The following is a 19,038-nucleotide window of genomic DNA, read 5'->3' on the forward strand; positions in this document are numbered from 1 at the left end:
AGGTGCTTATGCGTATTGGTGTTCCGAAAGAGATTAAAAACCATGAATACCGGGTTGGTCTGACCCCGGACAGCGTGCGCGAGCTGGTGCATCGCGGTCATGAAGTCTGGGTGCAGCAGAACGCAGGGGCGGCCATTGGCTTCAGTGATGACGATTATCTGAGCTGTGGGGCAATGGTCGTTGATGCTGCGGCTGAGGTGTTTGATAACGCCGAACTGATCGTTAAGGTCAAAGAGCCGCAGCCGGAAGAAATCAGCCTGATCAGCGCTGAACATACACTGTTTACCTATCTGCATCTGGCGCCGGACCCGGCACTGACCCAGGCGCTGATGGCAACTGGTGCTACAGGTATCGCCTATGAAACCGTTACCGATAAAGCCGGGCGGCTGCCACTGTTAGCCCCTATGTCGGAAATCGCCGGGCGCATAGCGGTGCAGGCCGGTGCCCGCAGTCTGGAGATGGAGGCCGGCGGGCGCGGGGTGTTGCTGGCCGGAGCGCCGGGTGTGCCGGCTGGCGAGGTAGTGATTATCGGCGCCGGGGTCGTGGGGCGAAATGCTCTGGCTATCGCCGTGGGCATGGGCGCGCAGGTCACGGTGCTGGATACCTCGATGCAGGCGCTGCGCGAGCTGGATCAGCAGTACGGCAACCGCATCCATACCCGTTTTTCTACCCGCACCGTATTGGATGAGTGTCTGCCCAAGGCCGATCTGGTGATTGGTGCGGTATTAATTCCCGGTGCTGCAGCGCCTAAACTGGTGCTGCGTACTCATTTAGAAAGCATGAAACGCGGCGCGGTGATCGTCGATGTCGCCATCGATCAGGGCGGTTGTGTGGAAAGCGCACGGCCAACCACCCACAGTAATCCAACCTATGTCGACAGCGGCGTGGTGCACTACTGCGTTGCCAATATGCCGGGGGCGGTAGCCCGCACTGCCACGCAGGCGCTGAATAACGCCACCTTGCCTTTTGTGCTGGCGCTGGCGGGTAAGGGTGTTGAGCAGGCGCTGCGTGATGACCCTTATCTGCGTATGGGCCTGAACCTGTGTCAGGGCGCGCTGACCAGTGCCGAAGTGGCGGCCAGTCAGGGCGTGGATTATGTTGAGCGCGAGACGCTGCTGGGTCTGTAAACTCCGGCAATAACGTAATGCTGTTCACTTAACGTTTTAAATCATTTTGAAACGCCCAATGCCTCACAGGGGAACTTATCCCCTTGCCGGCGGGCCGCCCCCAGCTTTGCGCTGCGCAGGCCTTTTTCCTCCATTCAGACCTCCTCGGTCACGGTAACGCGGATAATGGGCCATCCATGGCCCTATCCGCTCGCTCTGCATCCATGCAGAGACGTACCGGCTCAGTGCTCTTCATTCCGGCGTCCTGCAGGCGCATTGATTACTCCGCAAAGCGGCTTTTCAGAACGGACATTATTGTTCGATAAAAACGACGTTGCGGCTGAGATAAGCCGCGCCTCTGGGCCCGCCGCCATGAGCGATGATTTTTACGATCTGGCTGGCATGGATGCCAGGCAAGCGTATCCGGCCATGGATGGCCGATATACGCGTGGTCAGTAAAAACTGAGTGAATAAGGATCACGGGCCAGAAAGCGCAAAGCAGGGGCCCGGGGAGAAGTTCCCCGGATTGGGGCGCAGGGGCTTGCCCCGCAAAGGCTGTTCGAGTGCAGTCAGCGCTGGCTGGTTGCTTAAGTGAACAGCATTACGGCAATAACGGTTTCTTTCTGTGGGCGGTGCCCACCCTACATCCTGTGTGTTGTGTTATTGGCTCTCAAGGCCGGTCTTCTCTGGTACTCTATGGCCTGCCAACCACTTGCCCGCAGGGAAAGCATGTTCCGCCTCTATCATTCCAACGATCTTGAAATTCTTAAGGGCATTCTTGTCCATCAGATGCAGGAATCGCCCGTCGGCCCCTTTGGTCAGGAAGCCATTCTGGTGCAGAGTCAGGGCATGTCGCACTGGCTCAAACTGCAGCTGGCTGATTCGCTGGGGATCGCCGCGCAGGTGGATTTTCCGCTGCCCTCAAGCTTTGTCTGGCAGGTGTTTAACCGTCTGAAACCGGAGCTGCCGGAACGCTCGCATTTTGATAAGCAGATCATGGCCTGGAAGCTGGTACGTCTGTTACCACAGCTGGCGCTGAAAGAGGGTTGTGAGGCCATTGCCCATTACCTGCAGAATGATGCCGATGGCGTTAAGTGCTATCAGCTGGCGCAGACCATTGCCGACGTGTTTGACCAGTATCTGGTGTATCGCCCGGACTGGCTGCTGAGCTGGGAACTGGGCGAGGATGAAGTCGCCGATACACAGGTATCGGCCCATCCGTGGCAGCCGCTGGTGTGGCGGGCGTTGGTAGCCGACAGCGCCAGACTTGGTCATTCGCTGGATCACCGTGCGCGCCTGCTGCAGGAGCTGGAACAGCTGGTGCAGGCCCATCCTGAGCGCCTGGCTGATCTGCCCAAACGGTTGTTTGTGTTTGGTATTGCGGCGTTGCCGGGCAGCTACTGGCAGGTGTTGCAGGCGATTTCGCCGGTGATTGAAGTGCATTTCTTTTTGCTCAATCCGTGCAAAAACTTCTGGGGCGATATCGTCAGTGAACGGCAGAAGATGCGCATTCTGCGTGATAACCCCAACGTCGAAACCCTGCTCGACAGCGGCAACCCCTTGCTCGCCTCCTGGGGCCGGCTGGGGCGTGATTTTCTCACACTGGTACACGAAACCGCCGAGCAGTATGAAGGCCGCATTCAGGATGTGGATGCCTATTTAGAACGGGAGGTTGAACCTGAATCACAAACGCTACTGGCACACCTGCAGCAGGACATTCTGACTTTAACCGACCGTCAACAGGGGGCGTTCAGTAAAGACGCGCAATTACACAGCCGCTTTAAGCAGGGCATTGCCGCCGACGATGGCAGCGTGCGCTTAATCAGCGCCCACAGTCCGCTGCGTGAAGTACAGCGCCTGTACGATCAGATTCTGCACTGGCTGGATAACGACCCCGACCTTAAACCGCGCGATATTGTGGTGATGGTGCCGGATATCGACCAGTACGCGCCCTATATCGACGCCGTATTTGCCAGCAGCCGCGCGCGCACGGAGCAGGGCGATGAGTACCGTATTCCCTGGGCCATTGCCGACCAGTCGATGGCACAGGAAGATCCGCTCATCGACAGCTTCCTTAGTTTGCTGGGGCTGGGCGACTCGCGTTTGCTGATAACCGAGGTTCAGGACTGGCTGGATGTCGCCGCGATCCGCAGCCGTTTTAATATCCGCGAAGACGATCTGCCGGCATTGCGCGACTGGCTGGCGCAGGCGCAGATTCGCTGGGGCTTAAACAGCGAACAGCGTCAGCAGCTGGGCTTGCCGGCGTTTGAACAAAACAGCTGGCGTAAAGGCTTGCGCCAGTTGTTACTGGGGTATCTGACCCCGGACAGCCGTCAGGATTTTATGGGCGATTTTCCGGTGGCGGCCACCGAAGGCAACGAAGGCGAATTGCTTGGTCATTTAATGGCCTTTATCGACGTGCTGGAACACTGGCAGCGTCTGTTTGCGGCCGGGCCGCGTCATGTTGCTGACTGGTCGGCGTCGCTGCTGCGGCTGCTGGATGATCTGTATCTGGCCGACAGTATCGAGCAGAACTCGCTGCAGCGTATCCGCGATGCGGTGCAGCGCTGGCAGGAAGAATTAACCCTGGCCGGCTTTAACGGTGAATTATCCGCGCCGGTGGTGCGCAGCTGGTTTAACGAACAATTAGGGCAGCAGGGCGGCTGGCAGCGTTTTCTCGCCGGGCCGGTGAACTTCTGTACCCTGATGCCGATGCGTTCCATCCCGTTTAAAGCGGTGTGTCTGCTGGGGATGAACGACGAGGATTACCCGCGCCGGGTAACGCCGGTGGGCTTCGATTTAATGGTTGCCGGGCGCAGCCGTCGCGGTGACCGTTCGCGCCGCGAAGATGACCGTTATCTGTTTCTGGAGGCGGTGTGTTCAGCACAGGATTATCTCTATATCAGCTACCGTGGCCACGATGTACGCGAAAATGCCGAACTGCAGCCATCGGTGCTGGTGGCGGAATTACGCGATTATTTATGCGATGGTTTTGCCCTTGAGCAGGATCTGGATTTACCGCACCAGCAAAGCCGTCAACAGATGCTGAACTGGCTGCTGGAAGAGCTGCCACTGCAGCCCTATAACCGTCAGGCATTTGCTGCTGATGATTTATTAAAGCGCCATGTGCGCAGTTATCAGCAGGTGTGGGCCGACGTCGCCGCCGAACAGGGCGCAGGCCATGAATCGGAAAGCGATCATTTCTTCAGTCAGCCACTGGCTATTCCGGCCGATATCGATACCAGCGTAGTTGCCTGGGAAGACGTGAAGCAGGCCCTGGCAGACCCGCTTAAATATTTTGTGACCCGCCGCTTAAAAGCCTCGTTCGATGTGTACTGGCAACAGCACGAAACCGAAGAACCCTTTGCCTTAAATGGTCTGGATTTATATCAGCTGAAAGACGACTGGCTGCAATTGGCCATGGCCGATATTCAGCACGGCCACGCTGAAGAATTAAGCGATGAACTGGCTTTTACCCGTCGCCAGCAGGCGCTGGGGCAATTACCGGTAAATGCGCTGGGCAAGGTATGGAGCGATGATCTGATTGATTATTCGCGCCCGCTGGCGCAGAAAATCGTCGAATTATCCGAATTCCGTATGGAAGTAAAAGCACTGTCGGTGGCGCTGGAAAACTGCACAGTACAGGGCGAACTGCAGCAGGCCTTTGTGCGCCATGAAGCTGACCAGTGTGGTTATCTGCTGTATCACCGCGTCGGTGATATTTATGGCAAACATTTATTACAGGCCTGGCTGGATGCCTTATTGGTAGCCGCCGCGAGCCCTGGCAGCATTAGTCATGTCTGCCTGCTCGGTTTAAGTAAAGACAAGGGTAATACCTGGCTGCGGCAAATACAGCTGGGCTTGCCTGCACCGGACACAGCGCTGGCTTTAATTAAACAGGCCGTCGACTGGTACTGGCAGTGCTGGTGCAAACCCATCGCCCATTTACCCGACACCCTGTGGAGTCTGATTCAGGCGCAGGAATTTATTGGCGAAAAACACGCCGACGATACCGACGCGCAAGCCGATGCCATGCAAAAAGAAATCACTAATCTGGTGCAGCGCGAGTTTGGCGAACTGGCATCACCCTATTTACAGCGCTGTTTGCCGGATTTTGTCGCGCAGTTGCAAAGCCAGTCGCCCGATCAGTGGCTTGCTGAGCAGGGCATCTTGCTGAACAGTCTGAAAAAACACATAAAAACCGATGAGCTGCATAAAGATTCCGCTGCCAGCTACAGTGGAGGAGAAGGCGCATGAAAACCTTATCCATTCCTGATTTTCCGCTGTACGGTCAGTCGCTGATTGAAGCCAGTGCCGGTACCGGTAAAACCTTTACCATTACCGGCCTGTATAACCGTTTGATGCTTGGTCACGGCCGTCCGCGTTTGGGCTGCGATCAGATTCTGGTGGTGACCTTTACCCGTGCCGCTACCGAAGAATTGCGTGGCCGTATCCGCCAGCGCCTGCGTGATACGCTGGAAGATTTATTGTCGCTGGAAAACGGCCAGCCGATTGACGATCAGCAGCTGCAATATTTACAGCAGTTAGCGGCTGTTCAAAACAGCGAAGGCCATAACAGAGATGCCCAGCACAGCGATATCAACAGCCTGTGTAAGCAACTGAAACCCTGGCTGCAAAGCAATCTGGCATTAATGGATGAAGCGGCGATTTATACCATTCACGGTTTCTGTCAGCGCATGCTCAAACAGTTTGCCTTCGACAGTGGTGTGGTCTTCAGCGCCGAGCTGGTACTCGACAGTGACGGCTATCTGCAACAGGCCTGTGAAGATATCTGGCGCCAGCAGGCTTATGCGCTGAATGAACAACAGAGCCGCTATTTAATCAGCCGTTATGCCGGCCCGGATGATGTACTGGCGAAAGTAAAAGCGCGGATTAACCGCCCGGATATGACGGTAATTCCGCCGCTTTCAGCTGATGGCCTGAGCAGGGCGTGGCAAAGTGCTGAAGCCGCATTTACGACCGCCAAAGCCGCCTGGTCGCAAATCAGCGCGGCTGATGTGGTGCAGTTAATTGCGGATTCCGGGCTGGATAAAAAATCCTACAGCAAACGTTTTGCCCCGAACTGGGTAGAAGAAGCGGCCGGCTATTTTGCCGGGCGTTTTTATATGCCGGCGCCGAAAAACCTCTACCGTATGACGCCAGCCGCGATGGCAGAAAAGCTGAAAGACGGTGGCGAATTACCGCAGCATGCGGCCTTTGACGCGACTGAAGATTTTCTGCAGGCGGCCAGCCAATTAGCTCTGCTGCTGGAAGCTGCGTGGATGGACGCCATTAAAGAGCGTTATTTCGAGCTGCTGGAAAAAGCCGGCGCCTTAACCCCGGATGATTTATTACGTTTATTGGTGAATGCTCTGCGTGCCGAGCAGGGCGAGTTGCTGGCCAGTCATATCCGCCATTTATATCCGCTGGCGATGATCGACGAGTTTCAGGATACCGACCCGCAGCAGTACGAAATTTTTAATCGGATTTATCCGCCGTTAAGTGAGAGTGACAACGCGCCGGCGACGCAGGTAGGTCAGGAGGGGCAGGCAGAAAAGCATGGTCTGATTATGATCGGCGACCCCAAGCAGGCTATTTACGGCTTCCGCGGCGCCGATATTTTTACCTACATCAAAGCCCGCCGGCAGCTTGCCGAAGAGCGGCGTTTTACCCTGGAAAAAAACTGGCGCAGTCATACCCGGCTGGTCGCCGGGGTAAACCAGTTATTCGCCGGCCACGACAGTCCCTTTGTGTTCGATCGGGATATTCAGTTCGTTAATGTATCGGCGGCAGGTAAACCCGACGGCCAGCCATTAAAAATTGCCGGTGAGGAACAAACCCCGCTGCAGCTGTGGCATGACGGTGGTGAATATTCCCGTAGCAGGGCGCAATTTACCGCTGCAGAACAGTGTGCCGAGAAAATTGATGCCTTAATGCACGGTGATGCGACGCTGGGTGATACTCCGGTGCAGGCGCGCGATATTGCCGTGCTGGTGCGCAGCCGCAAGCAGGCCGGATTAATCCGCGAGGCGTTATCTGCGCGCCAGATCGGCAGTGTGTTTTTAACCCGCGACAGCGTGTACGACAGTCTGGAAGCGCGGGATTTATTCGCCTGGTTGCAGGCGGTGGCGCACCCCAGTGATGAACGTGCACTGCGCACTGCCATGGCCACCGAAACCCAGGGCTTAACTGCCGCGCAACTGGATGCTCTGTTAAATGACGAGCTGGCATGGGAACGCACGCTGGAGCAAAACCATAATTATCATCAGTTGTGGCAACGTCGTGGTGTGATGGCCGCCATTATGCAATGGCTGGAAGAAGACGGTCGCGCGCAGCGCTTGCGTCGTCATCAGGATGGCGAACGCCGTATTACCAACCTGATCCATCTGGGGGAATTACTGCAGAGTGCTGCCCGCCGTTTACGCGGCCACGAGGCATTATTGCGATGGTTTGGTGAGCATATTTTCTCCGATAACCGCAGTGGCGACGAAGCACAGCTGCGTTTAGAGAGCGACGCCAATCTGGTCACTATTGTGACCATCCATAAATCCAAGGGTCTGGAATATCCGCTGGTGTTTTTGCCGTTCCTGTGGGACGACAGTTATTTACCGAATCCGCGCAGCGATACCCAGTATTTCAGTGAGCGCGACGGCATGGTGCTAAATCTGGAGCCGGATGATGAAGCCAAAGCGCTGGCGCAGCGTGATTCTCTGGCGGAGTCTTTGCGTCTTTTATACGTCGCTTTAACCCGTGCGGTGCAGGGCTGCTTTATCTGGCTGGCTGATGCCGTGGATGGCAAAAGTAAAAAAGAGAAAAAATCGCGTATTGCGCAAACCGCGCTGGGCTATTTGCTGGCACTGGAAAATGACCCTGACTGGGCCGGATTAAAACAATCAACTTCAGCTGAATGTTTAATTACCGATTTACCCCAGTGGCCGATAGATGAACTGCGTCGCAGCGCAGTCATACAGGAAGCGCCACAGGCGGCTGTGTGCCGGCCGCACCGCTGGGACAGCTGGCGCGTGAGCAGTTACAGCCAGTTAACCGCCGATGATCATAGCGGGCACTCTGCTCACGACGATGTGCTGGTGATGGATGAAAACAGTGAACAATCAGACAGCGGTGAGTCTCTTTCCGAGCTTAATGGTGCCGAATTTCTCGACGCTGCGCTGCTGCACGAAATCAGCAAGCGCGAATTTGATGCCACAGCACCGGCACTGACCTTTGCCAAAGGCGCGAACGCCGGTACCTGTCTGCACGCTATTTTTGAACACTGGGATTTTGTGGATGCCGATGCGCTGCTCAGCATTACCGAACGTGAACTGAGCCACTATGGTTTAGCACTCAGTGAGGATGAAGTCGGCGCCGGGGAAAAACAAAAGCAGATCCATGAGGTCGCCGGCTGGATGCAGGCGGTGGTGAACAGTCCACTGATGAATGATCAGGGCGAGCAATTCACCTTAGCGGATATTTCTGCGGCCAATCGCCTTGATGAAATGGAATTTTACCTGCCGGTGCAGCAGCTTAAGGCGGTGGATATTAATCGTCTGTTAGCCGACCCGGCGAAAAGCGGACGCTTTCATTTCGATACCTTAAGCGGCTATTTAAAAGGTTTTATTGACCTTATTTTCTGCCATAACGGCCGCTATTACGTGGCGGACTATAAATCCAATCATCTGGGTTTCAGCCTTAACGATTACACCCCGGCGGCATTAAAGGTGGCAATGGCCGATCATCAGTATGATTTACAGGCCTGGCTTTACACCGTCGCACTCGACCAGCTGCTGCGTCAGCGTCTGAATCATTATGATCCGGCTCAGCATCTGGGAGGCGTGTATTATTTCTGGCTGCGCGGTATGCATCTGGGCGACAGCGCTCCGCGTTTAGTTGCCGATGATGCGGCTGCCTCACAGCAGGATTTATTTGCCTCACAGCAAGATTTATTTGCCGCACCCGCGCTGACTCAGGTGCCGGGCGTGTATTACCACGCTGTCGACCTAGATGCGTTGCAACGCTGGCGCCAGGCGCTGTTGCCGGATTCTGTATGCGCGCGAAACAGAACTGATAATAAAGCGGAGGCCGGTGTATGAATCCGCTGCTGTTGCAATATTTGCCCGAAATTGAAGTGAAAAATCTGCGTGATATTGACCGTCAGGTGGCTATGCAGATGCTGCAGTGGGAATTACAGGCGTCAGCGGACGCCGAACCGCACACGCTGCAGTTACTGGCGATGGCGTCGGTGATGGTCAGCGTTGCCCTGGGCAAAGGGCAGGTGTGTCTGCCGCTGACATCCTGTGCCTTGCCTGAATGGCGCGAGTTCTGGAGTGAGCATTCATTACTGGCCAGTTCGCAGCTGGCTGCTTGCCGTACTGTGTATGTGGCAGAGGCTGTCCTCAACACAGCCGTTGGCGAATTTCGTGATTACGCCCAGCAGCCGCTGGTACTCCATGGCAATAATCTCTATCTGGCGCGCTATTTTTTCTACGAGCGCGGTGTATTAACTCAGATTCACCAGCGTCTGGCACAGGAACCGGCGTTAAAGGATACGGAGCTGACCAGCACGCTGATGCAATTATTCGGCGAGCCGGCTGCTGTTAATCCGGGTGCTGCTGGCTCGGGGGCTGCTAGCTCAGAGGCAGTGGTTGATTGGCAGAAAGTGGCTGCGGCCAGTGCCTGTATTCGTAATTTTGCGGTGATTACCGGTGGCCCGGGTACGGGTAAAACCACCACGGTCACGCGTCTGCTCAGTGCGCTGCTCAGCCGGAACCCGCAGATGTCGATTGCGCTGGCTGCGCCCACCGGAAAAGCCGCCGCGCGCATGACGGAATCCATTCGTGGTGCCAAAATACGGGCACAGCAAAGCGGCGAAAAGTCTTTGCCTTTTGCCGAACAGATTCCGGATGACAGCTACACGCTGCATCGTTTGCTGGGCTGGTCACCACGCGGCTTCCGTTATAACGCCAATCGCCATTTACCCTTCGATTGCGTGGTGGTGGATGAAGCCTCGATGGTCGATCTGCCGATGATGTATCACCTGTTTCAGGCATTGGCCGCCGATACCCGCTTAATTCTGCTCGGTGACCGCGATCAGTTAGCCTCGGTAGAAGCGGGCAGTGTGCTGGCGGATTTATGCGATGCCGGCGTGCAGCACGGCCCGGACGACGGCTTTGCTCAGCGCCTGCAGCAACTGACCGGTTTTGATTTAACGGCCGTCACAAAAGACGCTGTAAGCCCGATGCAGAATGCGGTGGCGTCACTGCGGGTATCCCATCGCTTTACCGCGGACAGTGGCATAGGCCAGCTGGCAGTGGCGGTCAATAACAGTGACATTGCGCGTGCCGATCAGGTGCTGCGCCAGTTTGCCGATGTACGCTTTGTGGCGGTAAATCCGCTGGCCGAGCAGCCGTTCTGGCAACAGCCGCAATGGCAGCAAACCTTAATGGATGGCTACCGTGATTACGCCGAAGCGTTGCGCGCTTTTGCTGCGGATAAAGCCGATGCGAACGATGTTTTCAGCGCCTTTAACCGTTTTCAGATTCTGGTGGCGCTGCGCCAGGGCCCTTATGGGGTTGAACAGGTGAATCAGCGTACCGAGCGTTTACTGCAGGCGGCGGGATTAATCGATACCCGTGCTTCAGCTTCCGGCTGGTACGCCGGCCGTCCGGTGATGATCAGCCGTAACGATTACGATCTCGGTCTGTATAACGGTGATATTGGTATTGCTTTGCCGCTAACGGATGAGCAGGGCAGGCAGACGTTAAAAGTCGCCTTCCCGGATGCCGACGGCGGCGTGCGTTATTTATTGCCCAGCCGTTTGCCGGCCCATGAAACCGCTTTTGCCATGACCGTGCATAAAAGCCAGGGCTCGGAATTTGATCATCTGTGTCTGCTGTTACCGGAGCAGTGGCAGAGCGTTATTACCCGCGAGCTGATTTACACCGCCATCACCCGCGCGAAAAAGACTTTCAGCCTGTTTGGCGGCACAGCCTGCTGGCAACAGGGGCTGAATACCCGGGTGCAGCGCGCCAGTGGTTTACGGGAAGCACTCTGGCCTCAGCGCTGAGGTCCGGTGTGGTGTGTTTACGTGCTCAATATTTTTTATTGACCACGTAAACAAGGCTGTATACATTTGTATTCACTGTGTATGCAGATGAACAGGGAAGCTCATGATCAGCAAGTCACAATCAATCAGTGTGCGTTTATCGGAAGACGATTACGCCTATCTGATGGCCATCCGCCAGAACGGTGCGCTGACCCAAAGCGATAAAGTTCGCGAGCTGATTGCTATGGCGCGGGAAGCGGTGGGCACCGAAAGTTTTGCCCGCTCGTTTATTACCGCCAGTGACAGCATGGCGCCGTATCGCGCACGTTATAAATCCCCCGAATCTGACCGCAGCATCCTGAATGAAGCGGTCTTTGATCTGCTTACCGAAAGCGCTGCCATTATTCAGTCGCAGGACAGCAAAGCCTGTGCTGCTGATCTCGAACGGCAATTATTTCCCGTTGTCAGCGATCTGCTGCGTCGTCTGCTGCCGCCATTACTGGCGCAAAGCGGCGGTACACTGCTGAACAATGATCTGGCTGAGCAACTGCAACAGCAGTTGCTGACGGATTTTTCTCACCTGAATTGCGCTAACCGCAAGGAGTAACACCATGTCTGAAGGATTATTAAAACGTATCGGCCGGCTGGTGTCGGCATCCGCCAACTCTCTGGTCGACAGCCTGGAAAATGCCGCACCGACCATGGTGATGGAAGAAGCGATCCGCGAAATCGACAGCGCCATTGCCGATGTCCGTGCCCAGCTGGGCAAAGTCGAAGCGGCGCGTTATCTGAGCACCAAAAGTTTAAACGCGGATAACAGCCGTCATGCTGAACTGCAGGCGCAGATTGAAGTGGCTGTTGCTCAGGGGCGCGATGATCTGGCCGAAGCGGCGATTGCCCGCCAGATGGATATCGAAGCCATGATTCCCGTGGTGGAAAAAAGCATCGCCGACAGTGACGCCGAAATTAATGAACTGAATTCCTATATTCAGGCCCTGCAGGCGAAAAAGCGCGAAATGCAGGAAACCCTGAAACATTATGAAATTGCCAATGCCGCTGCGGTTCAGGCTGAACATGCCGGCACTGCCTCGACCGCCACTCAGGTGGAGCAGGCGACCGATGCTTTTAACCGCATTCTGAATAAAGCCGGTGCACCGGGTGTGAGCAGTGGTGATGAGCGTAAGCTGGCCGAACTCGATCAGCTGGCCCGTCAGAACCGCATTCAGGAACGACTGGCACGGGTTAAATCGCAGGCGAACGATTAATGGAATTTCTGTTTTCTGATGGCAATTATCCTTTTGCCGTCGCACTGGTATTAATGCTGATTATCGCCGTGCTGGAAGGTGTGCTTGTGGTTATTGGTCTGGGTTTATCGCAATTTATTGATGGCCTGTTACCCGACGTTGACCTGAGCGTTGACGGCGAGGTGCCGAATATGGGGCTCAGCCGTTTTCTGGCCTGGCTGCGTATTGGTCAGGTGCCGGTGTTGATTATTCTGGTGATGCTGCTGATGTTTTTCGGGCTCAGCGGTGTGGTGCTGCAATCGCTGTTTATGTCGGCCTTTGGCTTTATGCTGCCGGCGATCGTTGCCGTGGTGCCGGCGCTGGCGGTTGCGTTGCCTCTTACGCGCCTGCTGACCGGATTGCTGGGTAAAGTACTGCTGAAAGACGAAACAGAAGCGGTCTCTTCCGCGTCCTTTATTGGTCAGGTAGCGACCATTACGCTGGGTGAAGCCCGCCAGGGTAGTCCGGCTGAAGCGCGATTCCGCGATCAGTTTGGTACAACGCATTATCTGATGGTTGAACCGGATACCGATGAAATCTATCGCGCCGGTGATAGTGTTTTGCTGGTGCAACAGAAAGGTGCTGTGTATCAGTGCATCCGCCCGGATAACCAACACCTGCAATAACCAAAACCTGCAACAATTAAAAATTACATTACGGACTACTTTTTAAAACTCTCAGGGAGCTTTTATGGATAACCTTTTCTCAGCAGTCTTTTTTGCTGGATTTATTTTTGTCGGCCTGCTGGTCATTGGGATGATTTTTGCGCGTTTATATACCCGTGCATCGAAAGAACGGTCTTTTGTCCGTACCGGTATGGGCGGGCAGAAAGTCATTATGAACGGCGGGGCGATGGTGCTGCCGGTATTGCATGAAATTATTCCCGTCAATATGAACACCCTGCGTCTGGCGGTATCGCGTAAAGAACAGCAGGCGCTGATTACCAAAGACCGTATGCGTGTTGACGTACTGGCCGAATTTTATCTGCGCGTTAAACCCGATGCGGATGCCATTGCCAACGCGGCACAAACTCTGGGTGCGCGTACGCTGGACCCGGATGCACTGAAAGAAATGATCGAAGGTAAATTCGTTGATGCCCTGCGTTCGGTGGCGGCAGAAATGGAAATGGCGGAACTGCATGAACAGCGCAGCCAGTTTGTACAGAAAGTACAGCAGGTCGTGAGCGAAGACCTGTTGAAAAACGGTCTGGAACTGGAGTCGGTTTCCCTGACCGGTCTGGATCAGACGCCACGTGAATTCTTCTCGCCCGATAACGTGTTCGATGCCGAAGGTCTGGCGCGTATGACCCGTTCGATTGAATCACGTCGTAAAGAAGTGAACGAAATTGAGCAGGAAACCCGTGTACTGATCGAACAGAAAAACCTTGAAGCCGAACGTCAGCGTCTGCAGATTGAGCGTGAAACCCGCTACGCCAAAATGGAGCAGGAACGCGAAATTGCCACCCGAGAAGCCGATCAGCAGGCTGAAATCGCCAAAGAGCGCGCAGATAAAGAACGTAGTGCCAAACAGGCCGAAATTGAAGCGCAGCGGGAAATTGACCAGTCGCGTATCGCCGCCGATCAGGCAACCCTGTTGCTGGAAATTGAAAAAGACCGCCGCCTGCGCGAGCAGGAAATTGAGCGTGAGCGGCAGCTGGAAGAACGTCAGATCCAGAAACAGAAATCACTGGAAATTGCTGAGCAGGAACGTGCCATTGCGGTTGCCGAAAAATCGAAAGAGCAGTCGCTGGCCGATAAACTGGCGAACGAGGCCCGTTCGGAAGCGGTGCGTGCAGAAGAAAAAGTAACGACTGCCAAACAGGTGGAAATTGCTGAGCGTGACAAAGCCATCGAGCTGATTGAAGCGCAGAAAGAAGCGGAACGTCAGGCGACCGGGGTAAAAATCGCCGCCGAAGCTGAAAAAATGGCCGCCGAAGATAAAGCCGAAGCGCTGCGTCTGCAGGCCAACGCCGAAGCCGATGCTATCCGTATTAAAGTGGAAGCCGACCGTGAGAAGTACGCGGTGGATGCTGAAGGTCAGCGTCTGATGAACGAAGCCCTGAACAGTCTGAGTGATGCGCAGATTGCTCTGAAGCGTGTGCTGAGCCTGCATGCAGCGCTGCCGGGCATTGTACGTGAAAGCGTGAAACCACTGGAAAACATTGAGGGTATGAAAATTATCTCTATCGATGGTCTGAACCAGATGGGTGGTGAACGCAGTGCCAATGGCAGTGGTGTGCTGGATCAGGACAGTGCTGCTAATGGCCAGAGCCTGCCGGAAGCACTGGTCAACAGTGCATTAAAACACCGTGCTATGGCGCCACTGGTTGATTCACTGCTGAAAGAAGCCGGCGTGCATGAATTTGCCCGCGATCTGAACAGCTGATTCCTGTCGCCGGTTTTTAAATAAAGAAACAGAGCGTATTATCTACGCTCTGTTTTTTTATTGGGAGTGTACGTATGCCTCCGCGTCAGACGGCTTTGTTGACTAAAAAACGCATTGCCGGTTTTTTATTTTCCTTCGTTGTAGTGCTGATTTTGCTGCTGCTGGTCTTGCTTTACAGTGCGCCTTTTTTTGCTGTCAAAGCTGGCCAGAAATGGTACGGAAGTCAGGGCGCTGGTTATCAGTTAACGGTGTCAGACTGGCATTGGGTGCCGTTTCGCACCGATCTTGAATTAACCGGTGTTGAACTGCGCCACCCGCAGACGGATGCTCCGCAAGCAACAACCCGTGTTGAACGGCTGCGGCTGAGTTTTGATCCCTGGGCACTGGCCCATCAGGAAATTTATATCCGGGATATCAGCCTCGACGGATTACGTTTAAGTGCTGCACTGCGAAATGATGAAGCGTTGCGTCTGTTAATCAGTGGCATGGTGATTCCCCTGCTGGCAGATAACAGCGCAGCCGCTGTGACAGAACCCGTGACAGAACCCAGAACGGAGACTGCGGCTCAGCAACGCGAGGCTGTTGCTGTTGAGAGCGCGGATATTCAGACCACTTCTGTTCAGGCAGAAGAAAGCACTCAGAAAGAACAACCCTGGCGCGTGCGTCTTGGCCGTTTAACGCTTAACGATGAAATCATCGACTGGCAGCAGGATGCACTGACAACACAAGGCCCGGCGAGCCGTGGTCAGCTGCGGATTGCATCGCTGCAGGCCGGCCCTTTTGACAGTACCGCCGCAGACGCTTTGCCACTGAACCTGACACTGGAACTGACGCAGTTTGAATTAAGCGGCGCTCAGCCGGTCAGTCTGCAACAGACCTTTACCCTGACCCTTGCCGGGCAATTACAGCAGCTGTTAACCGCCCCGCAGTGGGACGGAGATATTGTGCTGGAAAATCTTCAGGTAACCGCTGCCGGTGCACCACCTCTGGCTTTTAAACGCTTTCAGCTCAGCGGTGTGCAGGCTGCTGCTGATGCACAAAGTATCGCAGAGCTGAGTCTTGAGCAGCTGGTACTCGGAGCCGGCGATGCGCCGTTGTTGAGTCTGGGACATTATCAGGTCAGCGATATTTCGGCATCTGCATCACAGCTGGCGACGGGGCTGCATGAATATGCGGATTTGCAGGTGGCGCTACAGCGTCTGGCGGATGGCAGAATTGATCTGGGCGCCACCGTGGCCTCGCCGGTGGAGTCGCAGCACACAGCAGATGCAGAAAATGCAGATGCAGCAGATGTAATGGATACAGAAGAACGTACCGGTACTGTTTCTGCCTCTGCCGAAGAGGGGCGAGCGGATGACGATAGTCGTTTCCGGCTGTTTATTGCCGGAATTCAGCAAAATGGTGACAACAGTGGTGCCGATATTCGCGATGCTTCGGTAAAACCTGCTTATCAGGGAAGAGTGCAGATCCGTGAACTGAATATCAGTGAAATATCCGCCACACTGGCCGCATCTGCCCGGCCGGAATTGCAGAAGCCGGTACAGGTACACGCTGTTTTATCACTCGACGATTATAACCGTATTGCACTGGACACCAGTCTGACTCTGGATAGCAGTCATGCGCCTGAGATTTATCCGCAGGGCAATATCACGTTGCGTATCAGTCAGCTGGATATGGTGGCATTTAATGGTTATCTGGCGCAGGCGATGGGCTATCACCTGGAAAAAGGCATGCTGAATCTGGATGTTGATATGGATATGCAGCAAGCCCGGCTGGGTGGCGAAGCGCGGATATTATTGCGTAATTCCAGTTTTGTGCCGGAAGACGAAGCAACCATTAAGCGGGTCAGCAAGCAGATTTCCATGCCGGTCGATACCGCGCTGGATTTATTGCGTGACGATAATGGTAATGTCCGTCTGACCGTACCGGTCTCCGGCGATATGAGCAGCCCGGATTTCGGTTCCGGTGATATTACCGCGCAATTAAGTAAGCTGGCCTTGCAGAGTGCCGCTCTGCATTATCTTAAACAAAGTCTGCAGCCTTACGGTTTATTACTGAGCATCGCCTCCTATGCCGGGTCAGAATTAATGGCGATCCGCCTGGATGCTCTGGCGTTTGCTGAGGGGCAGACAGAACTGAATGATGAGCAGATTCCGCAGCTGGAAAAAGTCGCACAACTGATGCACGGTAAAACCGGGCTGGAATTGCAGGTGTGTCCTTTTGTCAGCGCCGCTGAAGCCTCTGCTCAGGAAGAACAGTGGCCGCAACTGGCACGCCAGCGCGGTGCTGTGGTTAAGGCCTGGCTGGCGCAGAAAACCGATGAAAATGATCATTCTCTGGCGCCAAGAGTTACAGTCTGCAAACCGCAAAAAGGCAAGAAAGCAGAAGTGGTGCTCGGATTTAATTAAGCGCGGTCGTACGCTTAGACATGCGTTTAGACCGCGCGCTTAATTGCATTCAGAGAAGCGTTTCTCAGGGTTTTGTCAGGGCAGAATCTGCAGCAGAACCCGCAGCATATTACCGCCCATGACTTTACGGATTTCTGCGGTGCTGAAGCCCTGACGCAGCATTTCGTGGGTTAACGCCGCAAGCTCAGAGGTATCAAACTGTGTGGCAACAGCGCCGTCAAAATCTGAGCCCAGTGATACATGATCTTCACCAAGTAAGTCGATGGCGCTGCGGATGGTTCTGACAATACCGGCCGGGGTGTCATCGCAGGTGACATCTTTCCAGTAACCGATACCGATCACGCCACCGGTGGCCGCAATCTGTTTCATCAGCGCGTCAGGAAAATTCCGTTTTACCCGACAGTGCGAAAAAATACCGCTGTGGCTGACAACCAATGGTTGTGCTGTGATGGCCAGTACGTCTTTCACCACCTGTGGGGAGGAATGTGCGAGGTCGATAATCATGTTTTTTTCAGCTGCTCTGAGTACCACCTCACGGCCAAACGGAGTCAGCCCGGCATTGGACGTGCCATGTAATGAACCGCCCAGCTCATTATCAAAAAAATGCTGCAGGCCGATCAGGCGATAACCGGCATTGTAGAGTTTATCCAGATTTTCGATGTTACCTTCCAGCGGATGTCCACCTTCCATCCCCATTAATGCTCCGATCAGGGCTTTTCCCTGTTCGCGCGCGCTGACAACGGCTTTTATATCGGCCGCCTTGCGGATTAATGTCAGTTGCTCCGGTGCTTTGTCAGCATAATTTTTCAGGCGTGTTACCTGATACAGTGCACGCTCATACAAACTGTTCCAGCTGGCAACCGGCCAGGTCTGGGCAATGGCGAGCGGGGTGATATTGTCTGCAGCATCTTTGCTGTTGGCATGGTAGTTCTGACCGCTGGGACTTTTGGTAACCGCGGTAAATACCTGCAGGGCAACATTGCCCTCACGCAGCCGGGGAATATCAACCTGACCGTAATCGCTGCGTTGCAGCAGGTTTCTGTCCCACAGCAGGGAATCGGCATGCCAGTCACCAATCAGCAGCGTCTGATGCAGTGCACGGGCTTCCGCAGAGACAGGCCAGGGGTTGTGGCTTTTTACGCTGTTCATGCCTTTTTCTACCTGGCCAGGCACGATAATGCGCGCTGCGATTAAGGCCAGAATTAAAAGGATGAATAATACGTACAGTATTTTGCGCAGCACGTGAGGCCCCTGATTTGTCCGGTGAATGATGCTACAGGTTATTGGCTGCAGGTCGCGGCGGCAATAGCTTCCTGAGTAACGATTTCTTTCAGGCTTTTAATGGCTTCAAAGCGGTATGGATTGGTTTGTGCACCGTCATAGTTGCAACCTTTTCCGGGTGTCAGCTGAGTAAATTCAACCACCACATGATTAGCCTGCTCCAGCACGTCATCAATACGGATACCGTAACCGCCATTCGGGCGGATGCCGAGGTCAATCAGCACAATCTGGTACTGGTTAAAATCAACATCTTTGCTGCTTTCCGCGGAGTAGTCTGCCAGCACTTCACGATAATCATCGGCATTATTCAGTATACGGATGGTTTTAATTTCGCTGCCGCTGCCAATGGTCTGCAACCCCTGATGCAGGGTCGTGTGGGAAAGACGGTTTTCCGCTTCCTGGTCGGTGGCGACACAGCCGAATAATAAAACAGAGGCACTGACCAGCAGGGCTTTCACAGGCAGCAGATGATAGCGTGTCATAACATTGTCCTTACATAGCGGGGATAAAAATCTTCCGGTGTTTACCGGACG

11 protein-coding genes are annotated in these 19,038 nt (G+C 54.6%); 9 read left to right on the forward strand and 2 right to left on the reverse strand.

The window, feature by feature from the left end:
* Positions 1 to 8 precede the first annotated feature (8 nt).
* The 9 genes from ald to MT343_RS08540 all read left to right on the forward strand — a co-directional run bounded on the left by ald (position 9) and on the right by MT343_RS08540 (position 17,224).
* On the forward strand, positions 9 to 1,127 hold the full coding sequence (gene ald, locus MT343_RS08500) for an alanine dehydrogenase (RefSeq protein ID WP_145468931.1): 1,119 nt from the start codon (positions 9 to 11) through the stop codon (positions 1,125 to 1,127).
* Positions 1,128 to 1,835: 708 nt separating this feature from the next.
* A complete protein-coding gene (gene recC / locus MT343_RS08505) occupies positions 1,836 to 5,363 on the forward strand; it encodes an exodeoxyribonuclease V subunit gamma (RefSeq protein WP_186435894.1) in 3,528 nt (1,175 codons plus the stop codon).
* Complete coding sequence (gene recB, locus MT343_RS08510) at positions 5,360 to 9,196, forward strand: exodeoxyribonuclease V subunit beta (RefSeq protein WP_145468929.1); 3,837 nt, start codon at positions 5,360 to 5,362, stop codon at positions 9,194 to 9,196. The genes recC and recB overlap by 4 nt, the downstream gene beginning before the upstream one ends.
* Positions 9,193 to 11,169, forward strand: a complete 1,977-nt coding sequence (gene recD / locus MT343_RS08515; RefSeq protein ID WP_145468928.1) for an exodeoxyribonuclease V subunit alpha — start codon at positions 9,193 to 9,195, stop codon at positions 11,167 to 11,169. The genes recB and recD overlap by 4 nt, the downstream gene beginning before the upstream one ends.
* A gap of 103 nt (positions 11,170 to 11,272) precedes the next feature.
* On the forward strand, positions 11,273 to 11,755 hold the full coding sequence (locus tag MT343_RS08520; RefSeq protein ID WP_145468927.1) for a hypothetical protein: 483 nt from the start codon (positions 11,273 to 11,275) through the stop codon (positions 11,753 to 11,755).
* A 4-nt stretch (positions 11,756 to 11,759) separates the two neighbouring features.
* A complete protein-coding gene (locus tag MT343_RS08525; protein WP_145468926.1) occupies positions 11,760 to 12,413 on the forward strand; it encodes a PspA/IM30 family protein in 654 nt (217 codons plus the stop codon).
* On the forward strand, positions 12,413 to 13,057 hold the full coding sequence (locus MT343_RS08530; protein WP_145468925.1) for a YqiJ family protein: 645 nt from the start codon (positions 12,413 to 12,415) through the stop codon (positions 13,055 to 13,057). The genes MT343_RS08525 and MT343_RS08530 overlap by 1 nt, the downstream gene beginning before the upstream one ends.
* A gap of 64 nt (positions 13,058 to 13,121) precedes the next feature.
* A complete protein-coding gene (locus MT343_RS08535) occupies positions 13,122 to 14,816 on the forward strand; it encodes a flotillin family protein (protein WP_145468924.1) in 1,695 nt (564 codons plus the stop codon).
* Positions 14,817 to 14,914: 98 nt separating this feature from the next.
* Complete coding sequence (locus MT343_RS08540) at positions 14,915 to 17,224, forward strand: DUF748 domain-containing protein (RefSeq protein ID WP_186435893.1); 2,310 nt, start codon at positions 14,915 to 14,917, stop codon at positions 17,222 to 17,224.
* Between the two features lie 75 nt (positions 17,225 to 17,299).
* Here the strand turns inward: MT343_RS08540 and MT343_RS08545 are convergent, their stop codons facing one another.
* Both MT343_RS08545 and MT343_RS08550 read right to left on the reverse strand, forming a co-directional pair.
* Entirely contained in the window at positions 17,300 to 18,466 is a 1,167-nt protein-coding gene (locus MT343_RS08545; RefSeq protein WP_222428547.1) for a dipeptidase, read from the reverse strand.
* Positions 18,467 to 18,504: 38 nt separating this feature from the next.
* Positions 18,505 to 18,987 (reverse strand): protease complex subunit PrcB family protein, encoded by a 483-nt coding sequence (locus MT343_RS08550; RefSeq protein ID WP_186435892.1) that lies wholly within the window; start codon positions 18,985 to 18,987, stop codon positions 18,505 to 18,507.
* Positions 18,988 to 19,038 lie beyond the last annotated feature (51 nt).

This window comes from Venatorbacter sp. C2-1 (genome assembly GCF_022832715.1).
GTDB lineage: Bacteria > Pseudomonadota > Gammaproteobacteria > Pseudomonadales > Oceanobacteraceae > Venatoribacter > Venatoribacter alkanivorans.